Origin of the sequence: Rahnella sp. AN3-3W3 (assembly GCF_003263545.1) — a bacterium.
GTDB classification, from domain to species: Bacteria; Pseudomonadota; Gammaproteobacteria; order Enterobacterales; family Enterobacteriaceae; genus Rahnella; species Rahnella variigena.
In genome coordinates this window covers 18,398-39,338 of record NZ_JYDG01000085.1, presented here as the reverse complement: position 1 = coordinate 39,338, position 20,941 = coordinate 18,398, and the positions used below count along the sequence as shown (strand labels likewise).

Genomic DNA, 20,941 nt, shown 5'->3' with positions numbered 1-20,941 from the left:
CTTTTACTAGACCAGAACAGGTTTACTCCCTACCCTTCGCAGGGGGAGGAGCAAGACACCGGTCATCTGCTTACTTAAACTTCTTGTGGTTCTCATTCCTTGTCGCCTTGAACCCTTCGGCTTCTTTCTTCGCTTCATCGACCTTGCCCGCTTTGGCTAAAGCGGAGGCCTTGTCAATCTGGCCAATCAGCGTATCCAGCCCTTTGTGGTAATCCTGCATTTCCGGGCTGTCCGGTGCTTTGCCTTCCAGTTTCGGAGGCGTGGCTTTTTTCGCGTCTTCGGCAGCGGCTTTCATATTAGCCAGACCGGTAGTCAATTCGGCCTGATCGTTGGTTTTCAACACCTTGCCGTAGTTATCAGCAATCGTGTCCATGTCCGTTTCTAAATCTGCCGCCAGTGCCACCGTGCTGCTTCCCAGCATTGCGACTACCGCTAACGCCATCAGTTGTTTACGCATGAGCTTTCTCTCTATTGTTATTTATTTGTTAGATAAAACGACATTGCTTGTAAGGCTTTATAAAAATAGGCTGAGAGAGAGGAAAACGGGATGAATTTTTTGTAAAGAAGGGTGGCAGGTGAGAAGCAGCGATCGGGCGACCGCTGCTTTGCAGGAAAATTATTCGCCGGCGATTTTCATTGCCGGTAACAGCACGGAACCGCACTGAATGTTGCTGCGGGTTTCGATATCGCTGCCGATGGCGACCATATTGCGCCACATGTCTTTCAGGTTACCGGCGATGGTGATTTCGCTTACCGGATACTGAATCTCACCATTCTCAACCCAGAACCCTGCTGCGCCGCGTGAGTAGTCACCGGTGACACCGCTGACGCCTTGTCCCATCAGTTCGGTGACGACCAGGCCTTTGTCGAGCTTACGCAGCATACCGGCGAAATCATCACCCTGACCGGCGATGCGCCAGTTGTGGATACCGCCTGCGTGGCCGGTGGTTTGCAGACCGAGTTTACGCGCGGAATAACAGGTCATCAGCCAGTTTTGCAGCACGCCGTCTTTGACGATATCGCGACGCTCGGTGCGCACACCTTCGCTGTCGAACGGCGTTGAAGCCAGACCCTGCAACAGATGCGGATGTTCTTCAATCGTCAGCCACTCCGGCAGGATTTGCTTGCCGAGGCTGTCGAGCAGGAAGGACGATTTACGGTAGATGCTGCCGCCGCTGATCGCCCCGACCAGATGACCGAACAGGCCGGTCGCCACTTCGGAGGCGAACAACACCGGTGCCTGCATGGTCGGTAATTTACGCGGTGCCAGACGCGATAAGGTGCGGCGTGCGCACTCTGCGCCAACCCATTCCGGATCTTTCAGGTCACTCATCTTACGGGCGATGGAATAGGCGTAATCGCGTTCCATGTCGCCTTCGTGTTCAGCAATCACGGAGGCGGAAATCGAATGGCGCGTCGAGCAATAGCTCTGCAACATGCCGTGACTGTTACCGAAAACGCGGATGCCGTAATGGCTGTTAAAGCTGCCGCCTTCGGTATTGGTGATGCGTTTGTCAGCCTGCAAGGCAGCCTGTTCAGCACGGGCAGCCAGCTCAATGCTGCGATCGGGATCCAGCTCTTCCGGGTGGAATAAATCCAGATCCGGCGCGTCAAACGCCAGCATCTCTTTATCAGCCACGCCCGCGAACGGATCCGGTGACGTGTAACGGGCGATATCCAGCGCGGCCTGCACGGTGCGGGAAATAGCGTCCGGGCTTAAATCGGTGGAAGACGCGCTGCCTTTACGATTCTGATAATAAACGGTGATGCCCAGTGCGCCGTCGCTGTTGAATTCCACGTTCTCGACTTCACCAAAACGGGTGCTGACGCCGATACCGGTGGTTTTGCTGACCGCCACTTCTGCGGCATCTGAACCCGCTTTCGCCAGTTCCAGAGCCTGAGATACGGCCTGTTCCAGAGTTTTACGCTGCTGCGCTACTTGATTCACTACGTTCATCGGCATGTCATCGCTTATGAGATAAAAGGGATTGTTCTACACTGGTATTAAGAAACTTATACCTTTGAGTCTAACAGAGACTCGCCACAATTTCGCATTCCCTCCGGCGTTGTTATGCCCAAAGTTGCAACAGAACATGGATGTATGCGGCATAACCCTGCATAATGCCGCCGAAGCAATAAAGCACAATCAAACTGACAGGATTACCTCGTTAAGAGGAAGCGCCCATGACAAAGAAAATTGACGACTGGCACGATGACGTTCCCGAAACCAACGAGAACGAAGATGAAGAAGAAATCATCTGGGTCAGTAAAAGTGAAATCAAACGTGACGCCGAGGCGCTGAAAGATCTCGGTGCAGAAATGGTTGAGCTGGGTAAAAACTCGCTGGACAAACTGCCGCTGGATGACGATCTGCGCGCTGCGATCGACTTAGCGCAGAAGATCAAGAAAGAAGGCCGCCGCCGTCAGCTTCAGCTGATCGGTAAAATGCTGCGTTCCCGCGATGTCGAGCCGATTCAGACTGCACTGGATAAGCTGAAAAACCGCCACAACCAGCAGGTTTCGCTGTTCCATAAACTGGAAATGCTGCGTGACCGTCTGGTTGAAGAAGGTGATGATGCAATCCCGCCGGTGCTGGAACTGTATCCGGAAGCCGACCGTCAGCAGTTGCGTGCGCTGATCCGCAACGCGCAGAAAGAGAAAGCCGCTAACAAGCCGCCGAAATCTTACCGCCAGATCTTCCAGTATCTGCGCGAACTGGCTGAAGGTCAGGACTAAAAAAACAAAAACCCGCCTTTTTACTTAACAGAAAATGGCGGGTTTTTTCTTTTCAGCCTTTAGCCTTTACTGCCGGTTTTTCCAGCAGATTCAGCCGCAGATCCCCTTCCAGCTCCTCTTCGGCCTCTTCAAACAGCAAAATCAGTGCGCCGAAACGCCGCTTGCGGCTGGCATTCAGATTGATGAAATCTATCTCAACCGGCAGCGCAATCCCGCCTGTTACCTCATCCCAGAGTGCATCCAGATTCGCACCGAAGCTGTCTGTCAGACCAAACTGACGGACAAACTCGGCGTAGAATGCGGGTAAATCCGGGATGTGATTAAAATCGAAGCTCACTTTATTCATCGACATTACTCCACCCGAACGAAGTTCTGATAATGGTCTTTACTGACGTAAATCAGCCCGTCGCTGGCAAACAGCACGCGGTCTGCCCCGCGACGCCCGCAGCGATAGTTGATATCTGCCTCGCGCCATACCCGTTTGTTGGCCGATGGCAGACGACCTTCACGGTTTGAAAACCGGTCGCCGCCAATGGCTTTGCCCGGCAACACATCACACAGGTTGCCGGAACGCGCATCCCAGCCCGCTTCACGCGCCTTTTTCTTGGTGATGTAATTGTCAGGCAGTCTGTGATTCTGGCGCAAATAACTCACCACGGATTGCTCATCAGTGCCCGCCACAATTGTGCCCTGGTTGTATGTCGGTTTCGCGACAACATGCCCGGCAACACCAGACAGCCCGAGAATGACCGCAGCTGCCATCATCAGTTTGCGCGAACGCAGCCAGTTAAATGCCTTCATTGACGTCCTTTTTTTGTAGCCAATTGTTTGTAGCCAATTGCTTGTAGCCAGAGACCGGTAACCAAAATGAATCTTTTCCTGTTTATTGTTTCTCAAAAAGCGATTTCTGGAAAGCTGACTTAAAGATTTCCTAAATGCAGCGTTTTCACCTGCAGATATTCTTCCAGCCCCAGCACCGATCCTTCGCGTCCCAGACCAGATTCTTTCACACCACCGAACGGCGCGGCTTCGTTGGAAATCGCACACTCGTTTATCCCGATCATGCCGCTTTCAATTGCATCAGCCACGCGGAAAATACGTTGCAGATTCTGGCTATAGAAATACGCTGCCAGCCCGAAAGGCGTGTCGTTGGCGCGTTTAATCACTTCTTCTTCCGTTTTGAAACGGAAACAGGCCGCCAGCGGGCCGAAGGTTTCTTCATGCGCCACTTTCATGTCATCGGTGGCATCAATAATGACCGTCGGCTGGAAGAAGTTGCCACCGAGTTTGTGGCGCTCACCGCCTTCCATCAGACGCCCGCCTTTCTCCAGCGCGTCTTTAACATGCTCCTCGACTTTCTCCAGTCCCTGAATGTTAATCAGCGGGCCGACAATCACACCTTCGTCCATACCATTACCGACTTTCAGCTTGCGCACCTCTTCCGCCAGACGTGAGGTGAACGCCTCATAAACGCCGTCCTGCACGTAGATGCGGTTGATACACACGCAAACCTGTCCGGTGTTACGGAATTTACAGGTAATGGCGCCCTTCACGGCAGCCTCGATATCCGCATCATCAAACACGATATACGGCGCGTTACCGCCCAGCTCCATTGACACCTTTTTCATGGTGTCAGCGCTGTTACGCACCAGCGTTTTGCCGATTTCTGTAGAGCCGGTGAACGACACTTTACGTACCGCATCGCTCGCCATAATCACCTGGCTGATGGCGCTCGTATCACCCGCCACGCCGTTGATCACGCCATCCGGCACACCGGCATCTTTTGCCAGTTGCAGCAGAGCAAAGGCCGACAGCGGCGTATTACTGGCCGGTTTGATCAGGCCGGTACAACCTGCAGCCAGCGCGGGACCGAGTTTGCGGGTCAGCATCGCCAGCGGGAAATTCCACGGCGTGATCGCCGCCACTACGCCGACCGGTTCACGTGTCGCCAGAATGCGCGAACCGGATTTGGCCGGAGGAATGATTTCCCCGTTGGCGCGTTTGGCTTCTTCGCTGAACCATTGCAGATAACTGGCGGCGTAATCGACCTCGCCCAGCGCTTCCTTCAGTGGCTTGCCTTGTTCGGCCACCATCAGCTCGCCGAGAAACTGTTTGTTTTCCAGCATCAGTTCATACCAGCGGTGCAAAATTTCAGAGCGTTCTTTGGCGGTGGTTTTGCGCCAGGCCGGGAAAGCATCACTGGCGGCTTTGACGGCGGCTTCTGTTTCGGCTTTTCCTGACTTAGAGACTTTGGCGACCACATCGCCGGTCGCCGGATCCAGCACATCGAAGGTGTCTTTGGCTTCGAGCCATTTACCGCCGACAAAATAGCCAGTCTTAAATAATGGATGCGTGGAGAGTTTATGAGGTTGGGCTGACATGAGGATCCTCCTGATTTATGCCGTTTTAAGCGAACTATCATGTAAGTATAGCGGCTTGAGCAGAAGCGTCTGTCAGACAGCACTGAGAGACACAGATCGCAAAGTGAATTGTCATACGTTCACAGTTTCCGCATCCCTCAGTAAACTGCGGGGAACTCCACCCTATTTTCACAAAGGAATAAGGCATGTCGACGCGCGAAAAAATGAATATCGGTGAACTGTATACAGACATGGGCGAAGGATTGCCGGAGGAACGCCGCGCCGGAAAAGAGCGGGTGTACGACTACAACCTGACCCGTCCTTCAGAGGAAGAAAAACGCCAGCGGATGCTGAAAGACATGATGGGCAGCCTGGGCGAAAACGGCTGGATTGAGCCGCCGCTGCGTGTCGCGTATGGCACGCATATTCATATCGGCAACAATTTTTACGCCAATTTCAATCTCACGGTGGTGGATGACGCAACCGTCACCATCGGCGATAACGTGATGATTGCGCCGAACGTCACCCTGGCGACAGCCGGACATCCGATCGACCCGGAAATCCGCGCCACCGGACAGCAATTCTCCCTGCCGATCGTCATTGAAGATAACGTCTGGCTGGGCATGGGTGTGATGGTAAATCCGGGTGTAACTATCGGGCGTAACAGCGTGATTGGTGCGGGAAGCGTAGTGACAAAATCCATTCCTGCCGATGTGGTGGCGGCTGGCGTACCGTGCCGGGTAATACGCCCGATCACCGCCGCTGACCGCGAAACATTCATGAAATGATGCCCGTATTTTGGCGATAAAAAAGGCCGGTGCGTTTAAACACCGGCCTTTGTTTATTACGGGCTGTTACGCCACAAACGAATGCTGATAACGATGCAGCATCTCGGTCAGACGTCGCACCGGCTCAGTCACTTTCAGGGGCGCGTCGTAATCGACCAGCTTTTGCTGATACTCACCCAGCTCTTTCAGCAGACGCTGATAATAGTATGTCCGCTTACCTTCGCCTGACGCCGAAACCACGTGATCGGCGGTGTTACGGATTTTTTTGTGGAACGCCGACAGCTCATCATTTACCGGCACTTCGGCAAGTTTCATGCGCTGATGAGCGATAATCAGCATCAGCGCCAGACGGTATTTACCGATGTCATTCGGGAACATCACCAGCAACTGATTGAGCTGATGGTAAAGCGCCGGCAGGTGGTTTTCACGACGACGGTACGCTTTGGTGGTCAGCGCCGATACCGCACTGCTCATAAAGCGGTTCAGCAACGTGCGCCCGGTTTTATCGCGGGACTTATCGCGAATAATCAGCAACACCGCCATCGCAATCACCGTACCGATCGCCTGCCCCAGCGCGTTGTCGAGAAAAGAGGTTACGTTGAATTTCATCGGGTTACTGAGCACCAGAATGTTGATTGTGCCCGCCAGCAAACCGAGCATGCCGAGACGGCGCTTGGTCACTTCGATACCGATAAAGAAGGTGAAAATCCCCAGCATCAGACACAGCAGGAACAAACTTTGCTGCGTCGAAGGCATGATCAACATAAACATCATCGAGCCGACCGGGATCGCCAGCAACATGCCGACAATAAAGTCCATCGCCATGCCTTTCGGGTTCGGGGTACGCATCGCCAGCGAGGTCACCACGGCGATAATAATCACGCAGCCGCTGGCTGACGTCCAGCCGGTCCATAACCACATCAGACAACCAATCGCCGTCGCGGTAAACGTACGCAGGCCGTTGATCAGCGCATGATGCCGCTCAGCCGACACCGGACGAACCACCACTTCACCTTCCAGCACACCGCTTTCAATACTGCTGATGCTGCTGTTGGTCTGGACGCCTTTCATCAGCAACAGCGCACGCGTGCCAGCGCCGGTCCAGGCACTGAGCGTCACCAGCACATTATCGCTGTGCATACCGGTAATAATCTGGCGCAGTTGTTTCAGGCGGCGGTGAACATCGGCAACAGTTTCTGCCGGTTCAGCAAACAGCGCTTTAAGCTCAGGCGACAGCCTTTCCGGCGTGTCTTGCATAATCAGATAGGTTTCGCAGGCCTGGGTGATCATACTCAGCGAGGTGCTGTGCAGCGCTTTCAGACGCTGGTTGCAGCGCTGCCAGCGCGAGGATTCCATCATCAGGCTGCCGCGCATGCCATTCAGCGCCGTGGTGCTTTTCACCAGGTTGTTCCAGGACTTATCGATGTCTTCCTTCGTGCCGTTATTCACGCAAATCCGCATCAGCGCAAACTGATCCAACATCAGCTGACTGACGGCGCGATCGATATCTTTTTTGATGGAGCGGGGAGAAAACAGCAGGTCAGCCACGATGGCGCAGCAAATCCCGATAACGATTTCACTGCAACGCTCGACGGCGAACTGCGGTGTCTGTAACGGCGCACTGGCTGAGGTCACCACAATAATCAGCGCGGTATAACCCGCCAGCCCAAGTGCGTAGGAATTCTCGATGCGCACCAGTGAAGACCACCAGGTACAGACGCCCGCCCAGATACAGCACAGAAGCAGCATCACGACCGGCGCGCGGGCAGTGGCGATAACAATCACCAGCGCCGCGATACAGCCGATAAATGTGCCAATAACACGCAGAAAACCACGGTGACGAATAGCACCGGCAAAGGGTTCGCCACCCGCCACCAGCGCCGGGCCGGAGGTCACAATGGCGGCGGTCATGGCCGACCAGCGCGGTGTCTCGAGTTGCAGATAGAACCCGAGAACCAGCGCGCCGAGGATCGCGAACGTCAGCTTGCAGGCAAAACGCACGCGCGGGATAAGTACGCTATTCATCTTTCCGGCCTTAGCCAAACTCTCTCAGGCGATGCAGGAGACGAAGGAAAGGAGAACCTTCATCTTGTTTGCGGTCATGCTGACCGGTGATAACCACGGTCGCGGTTGTCCCTGCCGGATAAGGATGTTGCTGGTCTTCATCATCGAGCAGGATTTTCACCGGCACGCGCTGCGCCAGACGCACCCACTCGAGGTTGCTGTCGATGGTCGCCAGACCATTCGTTGCAGCAGAAGAAGAGCTGTTGGTGACCGCCGCGGCCACGCTGTCCACGGTACCGTGCATGATGCGGTTACTACCCAGCGGGGTGATTTCCGCACGGTCGCCTTTGTTCAGCCCCGGCAATTTGGTTTCTTCCAGATAGGCGAGAATGTAGAAGGAGTTTTTCTTCACCAGCGCCACAGCGGTCGAACCACGATTGATGTAGTTTCCCGGATGAACGGTCAGGTTAGTGACCCAGCCATCGGCAGGTGCAACCACCACGGTACGTTCCAGATCCAGCACCGCCAGATCACGTGCCGCCTGCGCTTTTGCCAGCTGATGTTCAGCGGTTTGCAGGACGTTGTTGGCCTGATCGATTTCTTCCTGCGACATGGCCTGCACGCCCAGTTTTACACGACGTCCGGCTTCACGTTTTTTCTCTGCTGCCAGCGCCTGATAATACGCGACGTCAGCACTCGCTTCGTCCAGCGCCTGCTGGTAGCGCGGCTGGTCGATTTTAAACAACACCTGGCCCTTCTTCACCAGCTGGTTATCGACCACAGGCACATCGGTAATCAGACCGGTAACATCGGGCGCGATAGACACGACATCAGCGGTAAATTTGGCATCACGGGTCCACGGAGATTCGGTATAGAACGCCCAGGCTTTGAAAATTGCGATGACAGCCAGCACGACCAGAATCAACGTTATTGCATAACGTATTATTTTTATAGAGAAATTTTTCACAACGCCCTCAGACGAACATGCAGGAGATCAGGTAAAAAAGACAGCAGTACAAAGCTGTGTTGAACAACGCCGGATGCCAGACAAAGTCATAGATACCGGTGGGTTGCAGTACACGCCGCAGCACGAAAAACACCACCAGCGCCAGCAGTATTTCAAAAAACACCGGAGGAAACGACAATCCGAAAATCACCATTACCGGAAGCAAACTCATCAAAAATTCCTTACATTATGACGACGGACAAACACGTATCGTCCCGCGCACGCATTATTCATTATTTTAGGCAACGGCACGCGACCCCGGTGGAAAATAATTCAGCGGGAGCAGATCAATGAAGCCGTGGAGTTGCCAGGGAAGTGTGCGAAGGTAAGCATTATGTCAGGAAAACTGAAACCTGAGCATTATCGCCCGGAAGGGTATATTAGCGTGCTTATTATCAAGTAATCAACGTTCTGTGATCTAAATCACTTTTAAGCCAGAGTTAACAATGGACCGATTAAAACGCATGTCGATTTTCGCTCAGGTGGTGGAAAGCGGTTCTTTTACTGCCGCTGCGCGACGCCTCGACATGAGCGTATCCGCCATCAGCCAGACTGTGTCAAAGCTGGAAAACGAGTTACAAATCAAATTATTAAACCGCAGCACGCGCAGTATTGGTCTGACGGAAGCGGGCAAGCTTTACTATCAGGGTTGCCGGAAAATGCTGCACGATGTGCGTGAAGTGCATGAACAATTGTATGCCTTCAACAACACGCCAACCGGGACCTTGCGCATCGGCAGTTCATCAACAATGGCACAAAATGTTCTTGCTGCGATGACTGCCGAAATGCTCAGCGAATATCCCGGCCTGACGGTAAATCTGGTGACCGGCATACCCGCACCCGATTTAATCGCCGACGGTCTGGATGTGGTGATCCGCGTCGGCGCGTTACAGGACTCCAGCCTGTTCTGCACCCGCTTAGGCTCAATGCCGATGGTGGTGTGCGCAGCGCGCAGTTATCTGGCCCAGCACGGCACACCGGAAAAACCGGCTGATATGGTGAATTTCTCATGGCTGGAATACAGCGTGCGCCCCGACAGCGAATTTGAGCTGATCGCCCCTGAAGGCATTTCGACCCGCATTACACCGCAAGGGCGCTTCGTCACCAACGATTCGCAAACCATGATCCGCTGGCTGAAAGCCGGTGTCGGGATCGCGTATGTACCGCTGATGTGGGTGATCGAGGAAATTAACGCAGGCGAAGTGGAGATTTTGTTCAGAAGCTATCAGTCCGATCCGCGACGGTCTACGCGCTGTATACCGAAAAGGACAAACTGCCGCTGAAAGTGCAGGTCTGCATTGATTATCTGACGGATTATTTCAAACGGGTCAGCAAGGTGTATCAGGGATACCGGCAGGGGAAAAAGGGTACGCAGTGGAGTTGAGTTTGTATCAAAACCCGCCAAACTCAATTAAAGCCACCAGTCTCCCCTTGTAAAAGGGGAGACTGAAATGCAACAACCAAACTTAAGCAGTACCGCCGACGGTCAGATTATCCAGTTTCAGGGTTGGCTGACCGACACCGACCGGCAAACTCTGACCTTCTTTACCGCATACGCCGACGCCTTTATCGAGCGCCAGATCGTTACCGACCATAGAAATCTGCTGCATGGCTTCAATACCGGAGCCAATCAACGTCGCGCCTTTCACCGGTTTAGTGATCCGGCCTTTTTCGATCAGATAGGCTTCTGAAGTCGAGAACACAAATTTACCCGACGTGATATCCACCTGGCCGCCACCGAAGTTTGGCGCATACAGACCAAATTCCACGCTGCTGATGATATCTTCCGGCGTCGATTTCCCGGCAAGCATGTAGGTGTTGGTCATACGTGGCATCGGCAGATGCGCATAAGACTCACGGCGGCCGTTGCCGGTCGGCGCGACACCCATCAGGCGCGCATTCAGTTTGTCCTGCATGTAACCTTTCAGCACGCCGTTTTCGATCAGTACGTTGTACTGGCCCGGCACACCTTCATCGTCAATCGCCAGTGAACCGCGCAGACCCGGCATAGTGCCGTCATCGACCACGGTACACAGCTCAGACGCCACCAGTTTGCCCATCTGGCCGCTGAATACTGACGTGCCGCGACGGTTGAAATCACCTTCCAGACCGTGACCGACCGCTTCGTGCAACAGCACGCCCGGCCAGCCTGCGCCGAGTACTACCGGCATTCCGCCAGCCGGAGCGGCTACCGCGGTCAGGTTCAGCAGCGCCATGCGCACAGCGTCACGGGCGAAAGCTTCGGCACGAACTTCGCCGTTAACGGTTTCGAGGAAGTAGTCATAGCCGACACGACCGCCGCCGCCGCTTGAGCCGCGTTCGCGACGTCCGTCCTGTTCGACCAAAACGCTGACAGACAAACGCACCAGCGGACGGATATCCGCCGCCAGCGTGCCATCCGTCGCCGCAACCAGCACGGTTTCGTATACGCCGGTAATACTGGCACTGACTTCCTGCACGCGTTTATCTGCCGCACGGGCGATTTTGTCTACACGGTGCAGCAGGTCGATTTTTGCTTCACGCGGCAGGCTTTGCAGCGGATCCAGCGGAGAATAAAGAGATTTGTACGCAATTTCGCCCAGCGTGTGCGCTTTGCCATTGCCCTGCTCGCGGACAATGCTGCGGGCTGCGGTTGCGCTCAGGTTCAGGGCATTCAGGGTAATCTGGTCGGCATAAGCGAAACCGGTTTTTTCACCGCTTACCGCACGAACGCCAACGCCCTGATCGATATTGTAAGAACCATCTTTGATGATGCTGTCTTCGATAACCCAGGCTTCGTGGAAACTGGACTGGAAAAAGAGATCGGCATAATCAAGGCGACGTTCAGACAACTGGCCCAAAACGGAAAACAAATCCTGATGACTCAGATTATTAGCAGTTAGTAACTGCTCACTGACTAAGGCCAGACTCATAAATGTTCACTCTCTTTTTAGACGAAAATCCGGCGGGCTGAGCGTTATAAAAACGTCAACCCGCCGGACAATCCATTGTTACAAGGTTATTTACAGCCTAACACAGCCCGAACGAGGTTTCCTGCCACCTTCGCCGCTGACATTACTGAGCGGCAGCGGCTTTTGGATGTTCAACCGGTTTGCGCAGAATTTCGTTGATGTGTGGATCTGCGATAGTGCCGCTAATCTGATAACGAATCAGCGAAATTTTATTCCACAGCGGCGCCAGCACTTTACTGGCAGCAAATACCGCCACGCCCACCACCGGGTTGATGACGAAGGCAGTGGCCACGCCGACGGTCGCTGAGATTTCAGGCGCGATAACCGCTTCCAGATCGAGGCGCTGATTAACAAAATTCACCTGACCGGTAATGGCAATATCCGCTTCCAGACCATCAACCAGCAAGTCATCGGTATGCAGTACGCCGTCTTTAATCCAGGCGGTGGATTTGATCGAATCGAAATAGAATCCCTGACCGAAGGTATCACTGAAATCGAGGCGCAGTTTACGCAGCAAGGCGTCGAAACTGACCAGACGCAGCAATTGCCCGGCCCGGCCCGTGCCGACGTCAGCGATTTCGCCTTTGCCCAGCGTGTTTTTCAGCGTGCCGTTGAGCGTGCTGATATCCGGTTTCCACGGCACGGATTTCCAGTGCAGGTCGAAGTTAATGTCGAACGGCGCGCCTTTCAGTGGCGTGGTCACACCAAAGAATGACATCGCCTGTTCAATGTTTTTACCCGCCAGTTTGCCTTTCAGACCGGTACTTTCGCCCTGTGCGTTCTGCTTCCAGTCGCCCTGAACGTTGAGGCGCGCTACGCCGGTGTCGATCAGGCCGTTGCGCAGCATCAGCTGATCGCCCTGCGGGGTGAGATCGGCGTTCACTTTGCGGAAGTTCTGTCCGAGGAACCAGCAGGCCTGGCAACGCAGTTGCAGCGCAGGCCAGTTAGCGAAGGAAATCTTACTGGTCGCGAACGGATTTCCGCCCGGCTGACCGCTGCTGGTAACATCAGCCACGGTCCATTGCGGATTGAAATACACATATTTCAGGTTCGCCAGCCACGGTCCGTTGTCATTCATATTCAGCTGACCATCAATTTCTTTGCCTTTGGCGATGATTTCCATTCCCTGACGCCCCTGCACCGAAGTCAGGGCCAGATCATTCCACACCTGTCCACCCAGCGTCAGTGCTGGCGTAGTCAGGGTTATCTGATGCGGGAAGCTGAAACCGGCCATTTTGCTGCTGTTGCCCCGGGTGCTTTGCGCCGCTTTATCCGGCGAGAGCAGGCCCAGCCAGTTTTCGCCATCCAGCGGCGGCAGATTAAGTGTCAGGCTGCTGTCTGCCGGCAGGGGTGGCGTTTTCTTCGCGTTAGCCTGCCAGGATGCGCGATCCAGTTTCAGCTGTTTGCCCAGCAGCCAGCGGCTGTTGAAGCGGTCTTTTCCCGCCAGTACGCCTTCCAGATTAAAACTGTGCAGATCGCCTTTCACATTGACCACCAGCGGCATTGCGTGCCCGGCCTTTTTGCTCAGCGGATCGGGTAAGTGACTGCTCACATCTTTCAGGTCGGCGTTCACATCGACGGTATAAGTCGGAGTGCCTTTGTGCGGCAGCGTGATATTCACATCGCCTTTCCACGGTGTACCGCCAGAAATTTTGCTGGCTACCGCGGCCGGCAGACCCGGGATTTTTGCCAGCTGCCAGTTAGCATCCAGACCAACCTGCACCTTAAAGTCATCCGCCAGCTCCTGCGTGCTGAACATCACGTTTACCGGCTGGCCAAACCATTCACCGGTAAGACGGTTACTTTGCAGGTTGCCGTTGTCATAGCTGAACTGACCGCTGAGATGGCTGATTGTGCTGTCCAGCGGTTTAATCAACAGACTGTTGTCTTTTAGTGTCACCCCGCCTGAAGCGCGAACCATCTCGCCATCCAGCGGAATATCAAGATGTAAGCGACCATTCACTTCGCCGCCAATCTGCAATTCCTGTAGCGCCGAGCCCAGCGAATCATGCAGCGGTGTATCCATAAAATAGTCGCCAATATCTTTACCCTGACCGCGCAGGTCGGCATCGATAAACAGCTTTTCTTTCAGGTAATCAGGAATATTGGCGACCACATTATTGCCATCAACATTGCCTAGTTTGGTATTCGCGGCTTTCATGAACAGACCGTCGTTGAGGAAGTCGAGGTCAATATCCAGATTGGTCAGCGCTGGCCAGCCGGGCTGGAATTCAAAGGTTGAGTGGCGCAAAGGCACCCAGACTTCAAACTGCCCTTCTTTCTTTTTGAACGGGAAATCATGCGGATTGCCGTTGAACGTTAACGTCGCGTTATCGACCTGACCGGCCTTTATGGCACCGCTCAGATAATCCACCAGATGTTTGCCCATCAGCGGCTCAGGGAAATAGCGCCACGCCTGTCCGGCGTCATATAAGCGGATACCCGCCAGAATATTTAGCCACGGCTCGCCTTTAACGGGCTGGTGGTAACGGAAGTCGCCTTTCGCCCACAATGCGTTAGCCTGAACGTCCACATCTTTGCCCGACAGTGCCCAACCGTCCTGAGTGTTAGTCCAGTTAAAGGTCCCGGTCGCGGCGCCTATCTCCAGCGGCGCACGGAACATGTCGCCATAAGGTAAGACGCTGTCTTTAAGATTCACCGCCAGCTGGCCGCCCGCCACGCTGCCTTTGAGGCTGCCGCTGAAATGACTGACGCCCGGCAGCATCTTCCAGAGCTGCCAGCTGACATCGTGCCAGCTTGCATCAAAGCGTGTCTGATCCGGCTGTTTGATCGGGATATCCAGCGCGAGCCTGTCGACGTTACCGGCAGGTTTTAAATCCTGCCAGCGTTCCAGCAAGGCGGGAGTCAGGAATGAGAAGGTCGGGATCACCGGTCCTAAACGTTCGAGTTGCAGATTGGCGCCACGGATACGCAATTCTTCGCCCTGCGAGGGGCCGAGGAAATCATTATTTTCAGGCAGATAAAGCGCTTCAAGGCGACCTTTTGGCCACGCGACGCCATCCGTTTTCAGATTCAGTTGCTGCGTGCCGACCTGCCAGCCATTTCCCTGACGGCTGCCGTGCAAGGTGAGATTATCAACATCGAGGCGGTGCTCATCGTCACCGGTTTTCCAGGTGGCGGACCCCGTTTTCAGCAGCGCATCACCGGCATAAATATCGCCATTGTGGACTGTGAGCCATGCCGCCAGGCTAAAGTTAGCACTTTCCAGACCAGTGTTGTTGCGCAGCCACCGGCTGAACCACGGTTTCATATCAATATCATCGGCTTGCATATAAATCTTGCCGTTATTGAGCAGACCGTTTGAGTCGTTGAGATCCATACGCAGTTGCACAACGCCATGCTGACCGTTAAAGCTCGAGAGGCTGAGCTGCCCTTCGGCGCGGTGGCGGTTACGGCTGTTCAGCCAGGTGAGCTGGGGAATATCGAATTCGGCACGCGAACCGGAAGGCGTAGGGAACGTAATGCGGCTGTTGCGCAGGTCAAAATGGTCAACCTGACGCAGAAAAATATCGCTGACACGACCGGGCTTGATGCCGTTGCCTTTATTGGCCTCGCCACCGAGCGGGGTGTTTAAATCCAGTTGCAGGTTATAGAAAGTGAGATCGCGGAACTGCCAGCGAAAATGCAGCAGTGATTGCCAGACGTCCAGCGCCATCGTGATGCGCTGAACCCGCCATTTGGCCTCGGGTAATGTGACCTGAAGACCACGGACTTCCATGATCGGGCCAAAGGTTTTCCAGCTGGCGCTGATTTGCGACAGTTCAATCGGTACGCCGGTGACCGCCTCTACTTTCCCGACCAGTTGATCCTGAAAGCGGCTAAGCTGCGGCAATGCGAGACGCAAGCCGCTGATCACCAAAGCCACTATCACGACAAGGGTTGCGCTGGTGGTTAATAAAATACCGGGCAGTCGCCTCAAACCTCTCTCCTTGTTTTCCATTCCATGCTGGTTTCACCCGCACAGACGGCAATGGAAACCTTTAACACCCAGATGCTTCAAGCCAGTCATCCGCAGATCACATCATGACGACGTCGAACTGTTCCTGACTGTAGAGCGGCTCAATCTGCACCTTAACCTGCTTACCGACGAAGATTTCCACTTCGGCCAGCGCATGGGATTCTTCTCCCTTGAGGGCTTCCCCCACGGCAGCAGACGCGTAAACCAGGAAACGGTCGGAATCGTAGGCATGATGCACACGTACGATCTCACGCAGAATTTCATAGCAGACGGTTTCGACGGTTTTCACCGTACCGCGTGCATGGCATGTCGGACAGTCGCTGCACAGAACATGCTCGACGCTTTCACGCGTACGCTTACGGGTCATTTCCACCAGACCGAGCGCAGAGAAACCGTGAATGCCGGTCTTCACGCGGTCTTTCGCCAGCGCCTGCTCCAGGCTGTGCAACACGCGTCGGCGGTGATCTTCATTCGACATATCAATGAAGTCGATGATGATAATGCCGCCGAGATTGCGCAGACGCAGCTGACGGGCAATCGCCTGTGTCGCTTCAGTATTGGTGTTGAAAATAGTGTCTTCGAGATTGCGATGGCCGACAAACGCACCGGTATTGATATCCACGGTGGTCATGGCTTCGGTCTGATCGATAATCAGGTAGCCGCCGGATTTGAGTTCCACCTTGCGCTCCAGCGCACGCTGGATTTCATTCTCAACATCGAACAAATCGAAAATAGGTTGCTTGCCGCTGTAATGCTCCAGCTTGCTGGTCATTTCAGGCATGTATTCGCTGGTGAATTCCACCAGCAATTCGTAGGTCAGACGGGAGTCAACGCGGATACGATCCAGCGCTTCGCCAGCAAAATCACGTAAAACGCGATGCGCCAGCGCCAGTTCGCCATACAGCTTGCACTTGGTTTTGTTGCGACGTTTACGCTCCATCACCTTAGTCCACAAGCGTTTTAAGTAGGCGGCATCCTGCTTAAGTTCTTCTTCGCCCACGCCTTCGGCGGCGGTACGAATAATGTAACCACCGTGCTCGTCGCAATATTCGGAGACGATACGTTTCAGACGGTCGCGTTCCGCTTCGCTTTCAATACGCTGGGAAACCCCAACGTGAGAAGCCCCGGGCATGAACACCAGATAGCGGGAAGGCAACGTAATGTCAGTCGTCAGGCGCGCGCCTTTGGTGCCAAGCGGGTCTTTCACCACCTGCACCATCAGATCCTGGCCCTGATGCACCAGCTCTGCGATATCACGCACATGGAAATTTTTCTGCTCGTCACGCGCCACACATTCGGTGTGAGGCATGATGTCTGAAGCGTGTAAGAACGCTGCTTTCTCAAGGCCGATATCCACGAATGCTGCCTGCATACCTGGCAGAACCCGGCTGATACGTCCTTTATAAATGTTGCCGGCAATCCCGCGTTTGGTCTCACGCTCAATATGGATTTCCTGCAGAATGCCACCGTCAATGTAGGCCACGCGGGTTTCAGACGGGGTGACATTGACCAGTAATTCAGCTGTCATGTTTTCTCCTAAGCTCGCGTAAGGCAGAAAATTCATTTAGCAGTTCCTGAGTTTCCACCAAAGGAAGACCCACAACTGCATAGTAACTGCCGCGAATTTCACGGACGAAACAACCGCCCTTTCCCTGAATACCATAAGCGCCCGCTTTATCCATGGGCTCACCGCTCAGAATATAGTGTGCAATGTCGTCGGAGGATAGTGAACGGAAAGTGACATCTGTCACAACCAACGTATTGAGACAATCCTGCCGGTCGGCAAACGCAATCGCGGTCATCACCTGATGCTGTCTGCCAGACAATGCATTAAGCATAACAGCGGCTTGCGCTTCGTCACGTGGCTTTTCCAACACGTTACCGTCAAGTACCACAATCGTATCTGCGCCCAGCACCGGCAGATCTTCTGCTGCTACCGCCACACCGGCCTGCGCCTTGTCTTTCGCCAGCCGCAAAACATAATCTTGCGGCGCTTCGCCGGGCTGACGTTCTTCTGCCACGTCCGTAGACAGGCGCTCGAAAGGCAACTCCAGCAACGTCAGTAATTCACGGCGGCGCGGTGACCCGGAGGCCAGATAAAGTGCGGTCATAACATCCTCATTGCACGGCAAACTGACGACGAATTTTACGCATCAGCAGGAACAGCCATGGCCACAGAACACCGTCAACCACACTACTCCAGAAAACTTCAGGCCGGAACGAAACGTTAACGACCAGGAATTCACCCCAGAACACCATCACGTCCACGGCCAGTGAAAGCACCATGACAATCAGCGCCTGTTGCCAGAGCGCCAGATTGCGGAATAACTGGAATTTGAACGCGACCAGATAGGCGGTGATAGCAAATGCCAGCGCCCGGATGCCGAGCGTCGATCCCAGGATCAAGTCCATGATGAAGCCGACAATAAAACCGGTACCCACGTTGACGCGATGCGGTAACGCCATCACCCAGTAAATCAGGATCAGCATCAGCCATGACGGCCTGAACATGTAAATTTGTTCCGGCCACGGCATGACCTGCAACAGCATGGCTATTAAGAAGGATAGCCAAATAATCCAACGCCCGTGGCTCCGGTAACTGTTCATCGTGTCGCTCCCTGAACAGCAGGGGTGCTGACAGGCGCGGTCACCGTACCGGTAGCCGGTGGCGGAACCGGTGCAGGAGGCCCCATATCACCCGGAGGTGGCAGGACTTGCGGCATCATTTGCATCAAACGTTCGTTGGCGACGCGATGTACTTCGTCAGGCGGCAGAGGATGTTCACCATTACGGTCGGAACCCCATAACAGCAGCAAATAACGCAGACGTTGCAGACCGGCGGTCGGACGCGCCTGGATCACGGTATACGCACGCTGGTTGTCCACTTTAACAGAGGACACCACACCCACCGGATAGCCTTCAGGGAAACGGCCGCCTAGACCTGACGTAACCAGCACATCGCCGACACGAATGTCGGTATTGCTTGGCAGATGCTCGAGTTGCAGGTCATCGGCGCAGCCGCTACCGGCTGCAATCACGCGGATGTCGTTACGCAGCACCTGAATCGGTAATGCGTGCGACGCATCGCAAATCAGCAATACGCGGCTGGTCAGAGCGGCAACGGCAACAACCTGACCGACAACACCTTTGTCGCTGATCACCGGTTGTCCGATATACACGCCATTGTTGCTGCCTTTGTCGATCACCACCTGATCACTGTACGGATCGTTGCTGGTCGACAGAACCTGCGTCACCATCTTGTGCTCGTCCTGACGCAACGGCGACCCTAACAGTTCGCGCAGACGGGCGTTTTCTTGTTTGTATTGGCCAAGCAGCATCAGATCGCTGTTTTTCAGCAACAGTTCCTGACGCAAAGCGCGGTTTTCGAGCTCCATCTGACCACGAGTGGCAAATGTAGAAGAGACCTGATCTAAGAATTCACGCGGGGCATTGGACAAAAAATAGAAGGGACTGACGGCAGTATCCATATAGGTGCGAATTTTAACAAACGTACCTATTTTACTGTCGGCAACAATCAGGACAATGGCCGTGAGAATAGCCAAAAAAAGTCGCAGTTGCAGGGAAGGTCCCCTGCTAAAAATTGGCTTCATAAAATATGCGAGTTCCTCGGCAACAGAAGGTTTCAGCCAGTCGAAGTAAAGACTTCCCCTGACAGAAAAGGCGGCAATCTCATGGGATAGACAAAACACCGGCAAAGCGTTTATCGCTCAGCCAGTGTTTGCGCGGATCCACATTGAACACTGCACACTTCACGTTGCAGGTTTTACCTGACGGACAACCACCTTCCCGGGCAGACTGATTTTGTTCACTACGACAAGGCTTGCTGACAACAAGCCCTGCCCAAAACCACAAGTCTTCGCTCAGATTACTCTTCGCTGAATAAGTCGCCGCCGTGCATGTCGATCATTTCTAATGCTTTACCACCGCCGCGGGCTACGCAAGTCAGCGGATCTTCTGCGACGACAACCGGAATACCGGTTTCTTCCATCAGCAGACGATCCAGGTTACGCAGTAATGCGCCACCGCCGGTCAGCACCATGCCGCGCTCGGAAATATCAGAAGCCAGTTCTGGCGGACACTGTTCCAGTGCAACCATCACCGCGCTGACGATACCGGTCAGCGGTTCCTGCAGGGCTTCCAGGATTTCGTTGGAGTTCAGCGTGAAGCCACGTGGAACACCTTCAGCCAGGTTACGGCCACGAACTTCGATTTCGTGCACTTCATCGCCAGGATAAGCAGAACCAATGCTGTGCTTAATACGTTCAGCAGTCGCTTCACCAATCAGTGAACCGTAGTTACGACGAACGTAGTTAATGATAGCTTCGTCGAAACGGTCACCACCAATACGTACAGAAGAGGAATACACCACGCCGTTAAGGGAGATCACCGCAACTTCCGTCGTACCACCACCGATATCCACCACCATTGAACCGGTCGCTTCAGATACTGGCAGGCCTGCACCGATTGCCGCAGCCATCGGTTCTTCAATCAGGAACACTTCACGCGCGCCTGCACCTTGTGCAGATTCACGGATAGCACGGCGTTCAACTTGCGTTGCACCGACTGGCACACACACCAGCACGCGCGGACTTGGGCGCATGAAGCTGTTGCTGTGAACTTGCTTGATAAAGTGTTGCAGCATTTTCTCAGTCACGAAGAAATCGGCGATAACGCCGTCTTTCATTGGACGAATGGCTGCGATATTGCCAGGAGTACGACCCAGCATCTGTTTAGCGTCGTGACCAACAGCAGCAACGCTTTTAGGTGAACCAGCACGATCCTGACGAATAGCCACTACAGATGGCTCATTCAACACGATGCCTTGTCCTTTTACATAGATAAGGGTATTGGCGGTACCCAGGTCGATGGACAAGTCGTTGGAAAACATGCCACGAAATTTCTTAAACATAACGAAAGGATAATCCTGCAAGCTGGGGGCGGAAAATAAAATCCGCCTACTTTACCAACCACGCGAAGCAGCGACAAGGCGCAAAAACGTCCTGCTTCCGTGAAAATTGTCAGCGATGTCGCCATTCACTTGTTGTTACTTTTTGAGGCTGATGGCACTGCGAAATAATTCTTTATCGCAGGCTCGG

17 protein-coding genes and 1 pseudogene are annotated in these 20,941 nt (G+C 54.1%); 3 read left to right on the top strand and 15 right to left on the bottom strand.

Going from position 1 to position 20,941, the window contains the following annotated elements:
- Window positions 1–70 precede the first annotated feature (70 nt).
- Window positions 71–457, bottom strand: a complete 387-nt coding sequence (gene cybC / locus UC15_RS20115; RefSeq protein WP_112290439.1) for a cytochrome b562 — start codon at window positions 455–457, stop codon at window positions 71–73.
- Window positions 458–616: 159 nt separating this feature from the next.
- Window positions 617–1,957 (bottom strand): metalloprotease PmbA, encoded by a 1,341-nt coding sequence (gene pmbA, locus UC15_RS20110; RefSeq protein ID WP_015690526.1) that lies wholly within the window; start codon window positions 1,955–1,957, stop codon window positions 617–619.
- Between the two features lie 227 nt (window positions 1,958–2,184).
- Here pmbA and yjgA point away from each other — a divergent pair, with 227 nt between their 5' ends.
- The gene (yjgA, locus tag UC15_RS20105) at window positions 2,185–2,736 is read left to right on the top strand and encodes a ribosome biogenesis factor YjgA (RefSeq protein WP_112290437.1); all 552 of its coding nucleotides are present in this window, start codon (window positions 2,185–2,187) and stop codon (window positions 2,734–2,736) included.
- Window positions 2,737–2,788: 52 nt separating this feature from the next.
- Here the strand turns inward: yjgA and UC15_RS20100 are convergent, their stop codons facing one another.
- The 3 genes from UC15_RS20100 to UC15_RS20090 all read right to left on the bottom strand — a co-directional run bounded on the left by UC15_RS20100 (window position 2,789) and on the right by UC15_RS20090 (window position 5,117).
- On the bottom strand, window positions 2,789–3,082 hold the full coding sequence (locus UC15_RS20100; protein ID WP_112290436.1) for a barstar family protein: 294 nt from the start codon (window positions 3,080–3,082) through the stop codon (window positions 2,789–2,791).
- Between the two features lie 5 nt (window positions 3,083–3,087).
- Window positions 3,088–3,537, bottom strand: coding sequence for a ribonuclease domain-containing protein (locus tag UC15_RS20095; RefSeq protein ID WP_112290434.1), 450 nt, complete (start codon window positions 3,535–3,537; stop codon window positions 3,088–3,090).
- Window positions 3,538–3,656: 119 nt separating this feature from the next.
- On the bottom strand, window positions 3,657–5,117 hold the full coding sequence (locus tag UC15_RS20090) for an NAD-dependent succinate-semialdehyde dehydrogenase (protein ID WP_112290432.1): 1,461 nt from the start codon (window positions 5,115–5,117) through the stop codon (window positions 3,657–3,659).
- 185 nt (window positions 5,118–5,302) lie between these two features.
- Here UC15_RS20090 and UC15_RS20085 point away from each other — a divergent pair, with 185 nt between their 5' ends.
- Complete coding sequence (locus UC15_RS20085) at window positions 5,303–5,884, top strand: maltose acetyltransferase domain-containing protein (protein ID WP_112290430.1); 582 nt, start codon at window positions 5,303–5,305, stop codon at window positions 5,882–5,884.
- 66 nt (window positions 5,885–5,950) lie between these two features.
- Here UC15_RS20085 and aaeB read toward each other — a convergent pair whose 3' ends face one another.
- Genes aaeB through aaeX form a run of 3 tightly spaced genes read right to left on the bottom strand, consistent with a single transcriptional unit; the run spans window position 5,951 to window position 9,066 of the window.
- Complete coding sequence (gene aaeB / locus UC15_RS20080) at window positions 5,951–7,909, bottom strand: p-hydroxybenzoic acid efflux pump subunit AaeB (protein ID WP_112290429.1); 1,959 nt, start codon at window positions 7,907–7,909, stop codon at window positions 5,951–5,953.
- A gap of 10 nt (window positions 7,910–7,919) precedes the next feature.
- Window positions 7,920–8,855 (bottom strand): p-hydroxybenzoic acid efflux pump subunit AaeA, encoded by a 936-nt coding sequence (aaeA, locus tag UC15_RS20075; protein WP_112290427.1) that lies wholly within the window; start codon window positions 8,853–8,855, stop codon window positions 7,920–7,922.
- A 7-nt stretch (window positions 8,856–8,862) separates the two neighbouring features.
- The gene (gene aaeX / locus UC15_RS20070) at window positions 8,863–9,066 is read right to left on the bottom strand and encodes a p-hydroxybenzoic acid efflux pump operon protein AaeX (protein WP_112290425.1); all 204 of its coding nucleotides are present in this window, start codon (window positions 9,064–9,066) and stop codon (window positions 8,863–8,865) included.
- A gap of 274 nt (window positions 9,067–9,340) precedes the next feature.
- Between aaeX and aaeR the strand changes: the two are divergent.
- A pseudogene (gene aaeR, locus UC15_RS20065) lies at window positions 9,341–10,278 on the top strand (HTH-type transcriptional activator AaeR).
- A gap of 82 nt (window positions 10,279–10,360) precedes the next feature.
- Here aaeR and tldD read toward each other — a convergent pair.
- The 7 genes from tldD to mreB form a co-directional block, all read right to left on the bottom strand.
- A complete protein-coding gene (tldD, locus tag UC15_RS20060; RefSeq protein ID WP_112290424.1) occupies window positions 10,361–11,806 on the bottom strand; it encodes a metalloprotease TldD in 1,446 nt (481 codons plus the stop codon).
- Between the two features lie 142 nt (window positions 11,807–11,948).
- Complete coding sequence (yhdP, locus tag UC15_RS20055; protein ID WP_112290422.1) at window positions 11,949–15,785, bottom strand: AsmA2 domain-containing protein YhdP; 3,837 nt, start codon at window positions 15,783–15,785, stop codon at window positions 11,949–11,951.
- 97 nt (window positions 15,786–15,882) lie between these two features.
- Window positions 15,883–17,352 (bottom strand): ribonuclease G, encoded by a 1,470-nt coding sequence (gene rng / locus UC15_RS20050; protein ID WP_112290421.1) that lies wholly within the window; start codon window positions 17,350–17,352, stop codon window positions 15,883–15,885.
- Window positions 17,342–17,935, bottom strand: a complete 594-nt coding sequence (locus UC15_RS20045) for a nucleoside triphosphate pyrophosphatase (protein WP_112290419.1) — start codon at window positions 17,933–17,935, stop codon at window positions 17,342–17,344. The genes rng and UC15_RS20045 overlap by 11 nt, the downstream gene beginning before the upstream one ends.
- Window positions 17,936–17,942: 7 nt before the next feature.
- Window positions 17,943–18,431, bottom strand: a complete 489-nt coding sequence (gene mreD / locus UC15_RS20040; protein ID WP_112290418.1) for a rod shape-determining protein MreD — start codon at window positions 18,429–18,431, stop codon at window positions 17,943–17,945.
- Window positions 18,428–19,435, bottom strand: coding sequence for a rod shape-determining protein MreC (gene mreC / locus UC15_RS20035; RefSeq protein ID WP_112290416.1), 1,008 nt, complete (start codon window positions 19,433–19,435; stop codon window positions 18,428–18,430). Before mreC ends, mreD begins: the two co-directional genes overlap by 4 nt.
- A 275-nt stretch (window positions 19,436–19,710) precedes the next feature.
- Window positions 19,711–20,754, bottom strand: a complete 1,044-nt coding sequence (gene mreB / locus UC15_RS20030) for a rod shape-determining protein MreB (protein WP_013577291.1) — start codon at window positions 20,752–20,754, stop codon at window positions 19,711–19,713.
- Between the last annotated feature and the right edge of the window lie 187 nt (window positions 20,755–20,941).

Coding starts and splice junctions, on each gene's coding strand:
- cybC (WP_112290439.1), bottom strand. CDS start 457: ATGCGTAAACAACTGATGGCGTTAGCGGTAGTCGCAATGCTGGGAAGC.
- pmbA (WP_015690526.1), bottom strand. CDS start 1,957: ATGAACGTAGTGAATCAAGTAGCGCAGCAGCGTAAAACTCTGGAACAG.
- yjgA (WP_112290437.1), top strand. CDS start 2,185: ATGACAAAGAAAATTGACGACTGGCACGATGACGTTCCCGAAACCAAC.
- UC15_RS20100 (WP_112290436.1), bottom strand. CDS start 3,082: ATGAATAAAGTGAGCTTCGATTTTAATCACATCCCGGATTTACCCGCA.
- UC15_RS20095 (WP_112290434.1), bottom strand. CDS start 3,537: ATGAAGGCATTTAACTGGCTGCGTTCGCGCAAACTGATGATGGCAGCT.
- UC15_RS20090 (WP_112290432.1), bottom strand. CDS start 5,117: ATGTCAGCCCAACCTCATAAACTCTCCACGCATCCATTATTTAAGACT.
- UC15_RS20085 (WP_112290430.1), top strand. CDS start 5,303: ATGTCGACGCGCGAAAAAATGAATATCGGTGAACTGTATACAGACATG.
- aaeB (WP_112290429.1), bottom strand. CDS start 7,909: ATGAATAGCGTACTTATCCCGCGCGTGCGTTTTGCCTGCAAGCTGACG.
- aaeX (WP_112290425.1), bottom strand. CDS start 9,066: ATGAGTTTGCTTCCGGTAATGGTGATTTTCGGATTGTCGTTTCCTCCG.
- tldD (WP_112290424.1), bottom strand. CDS start 11,806: ATGAGTCTGGCCTTAGTCAGTGAGCAGTTACTAACTGCTAATAATCTG.
- rng (WP_112290421.1), bottom strand. CDS start 17,352: ATGACAGCTGAATTACTGGTCAATGTCACCCCGTCTGAAACCCGCGTG.
- UC15_RS20045 (WP_112290419.1), bottom strand. CDS start 17,935: ATGACCGCACTTTATCTGGCCTCCGGGTCACCGCGCCGCCGTGAATTA.
- mreD (WP_112290418.1), bottom strand. CDS start 18,431: ATGAACAGTTACCGGAGCCACGGGCGTTGGATTATTTGGCTATCCTTC.
- mreC (WP_112290416.1), bottom strand. CDS start 19,435: ATGAAGCCAATTTTTAGCAGGGGACCTTCCCTGCAACTGCGACTTTTT.
- mreB (WP_013577291.1), bottom strand. CDS start 20,754: ATGTTTAAGAAATTTCGTGGCATGTTTTCCAACGACTTGTCCATCGAC.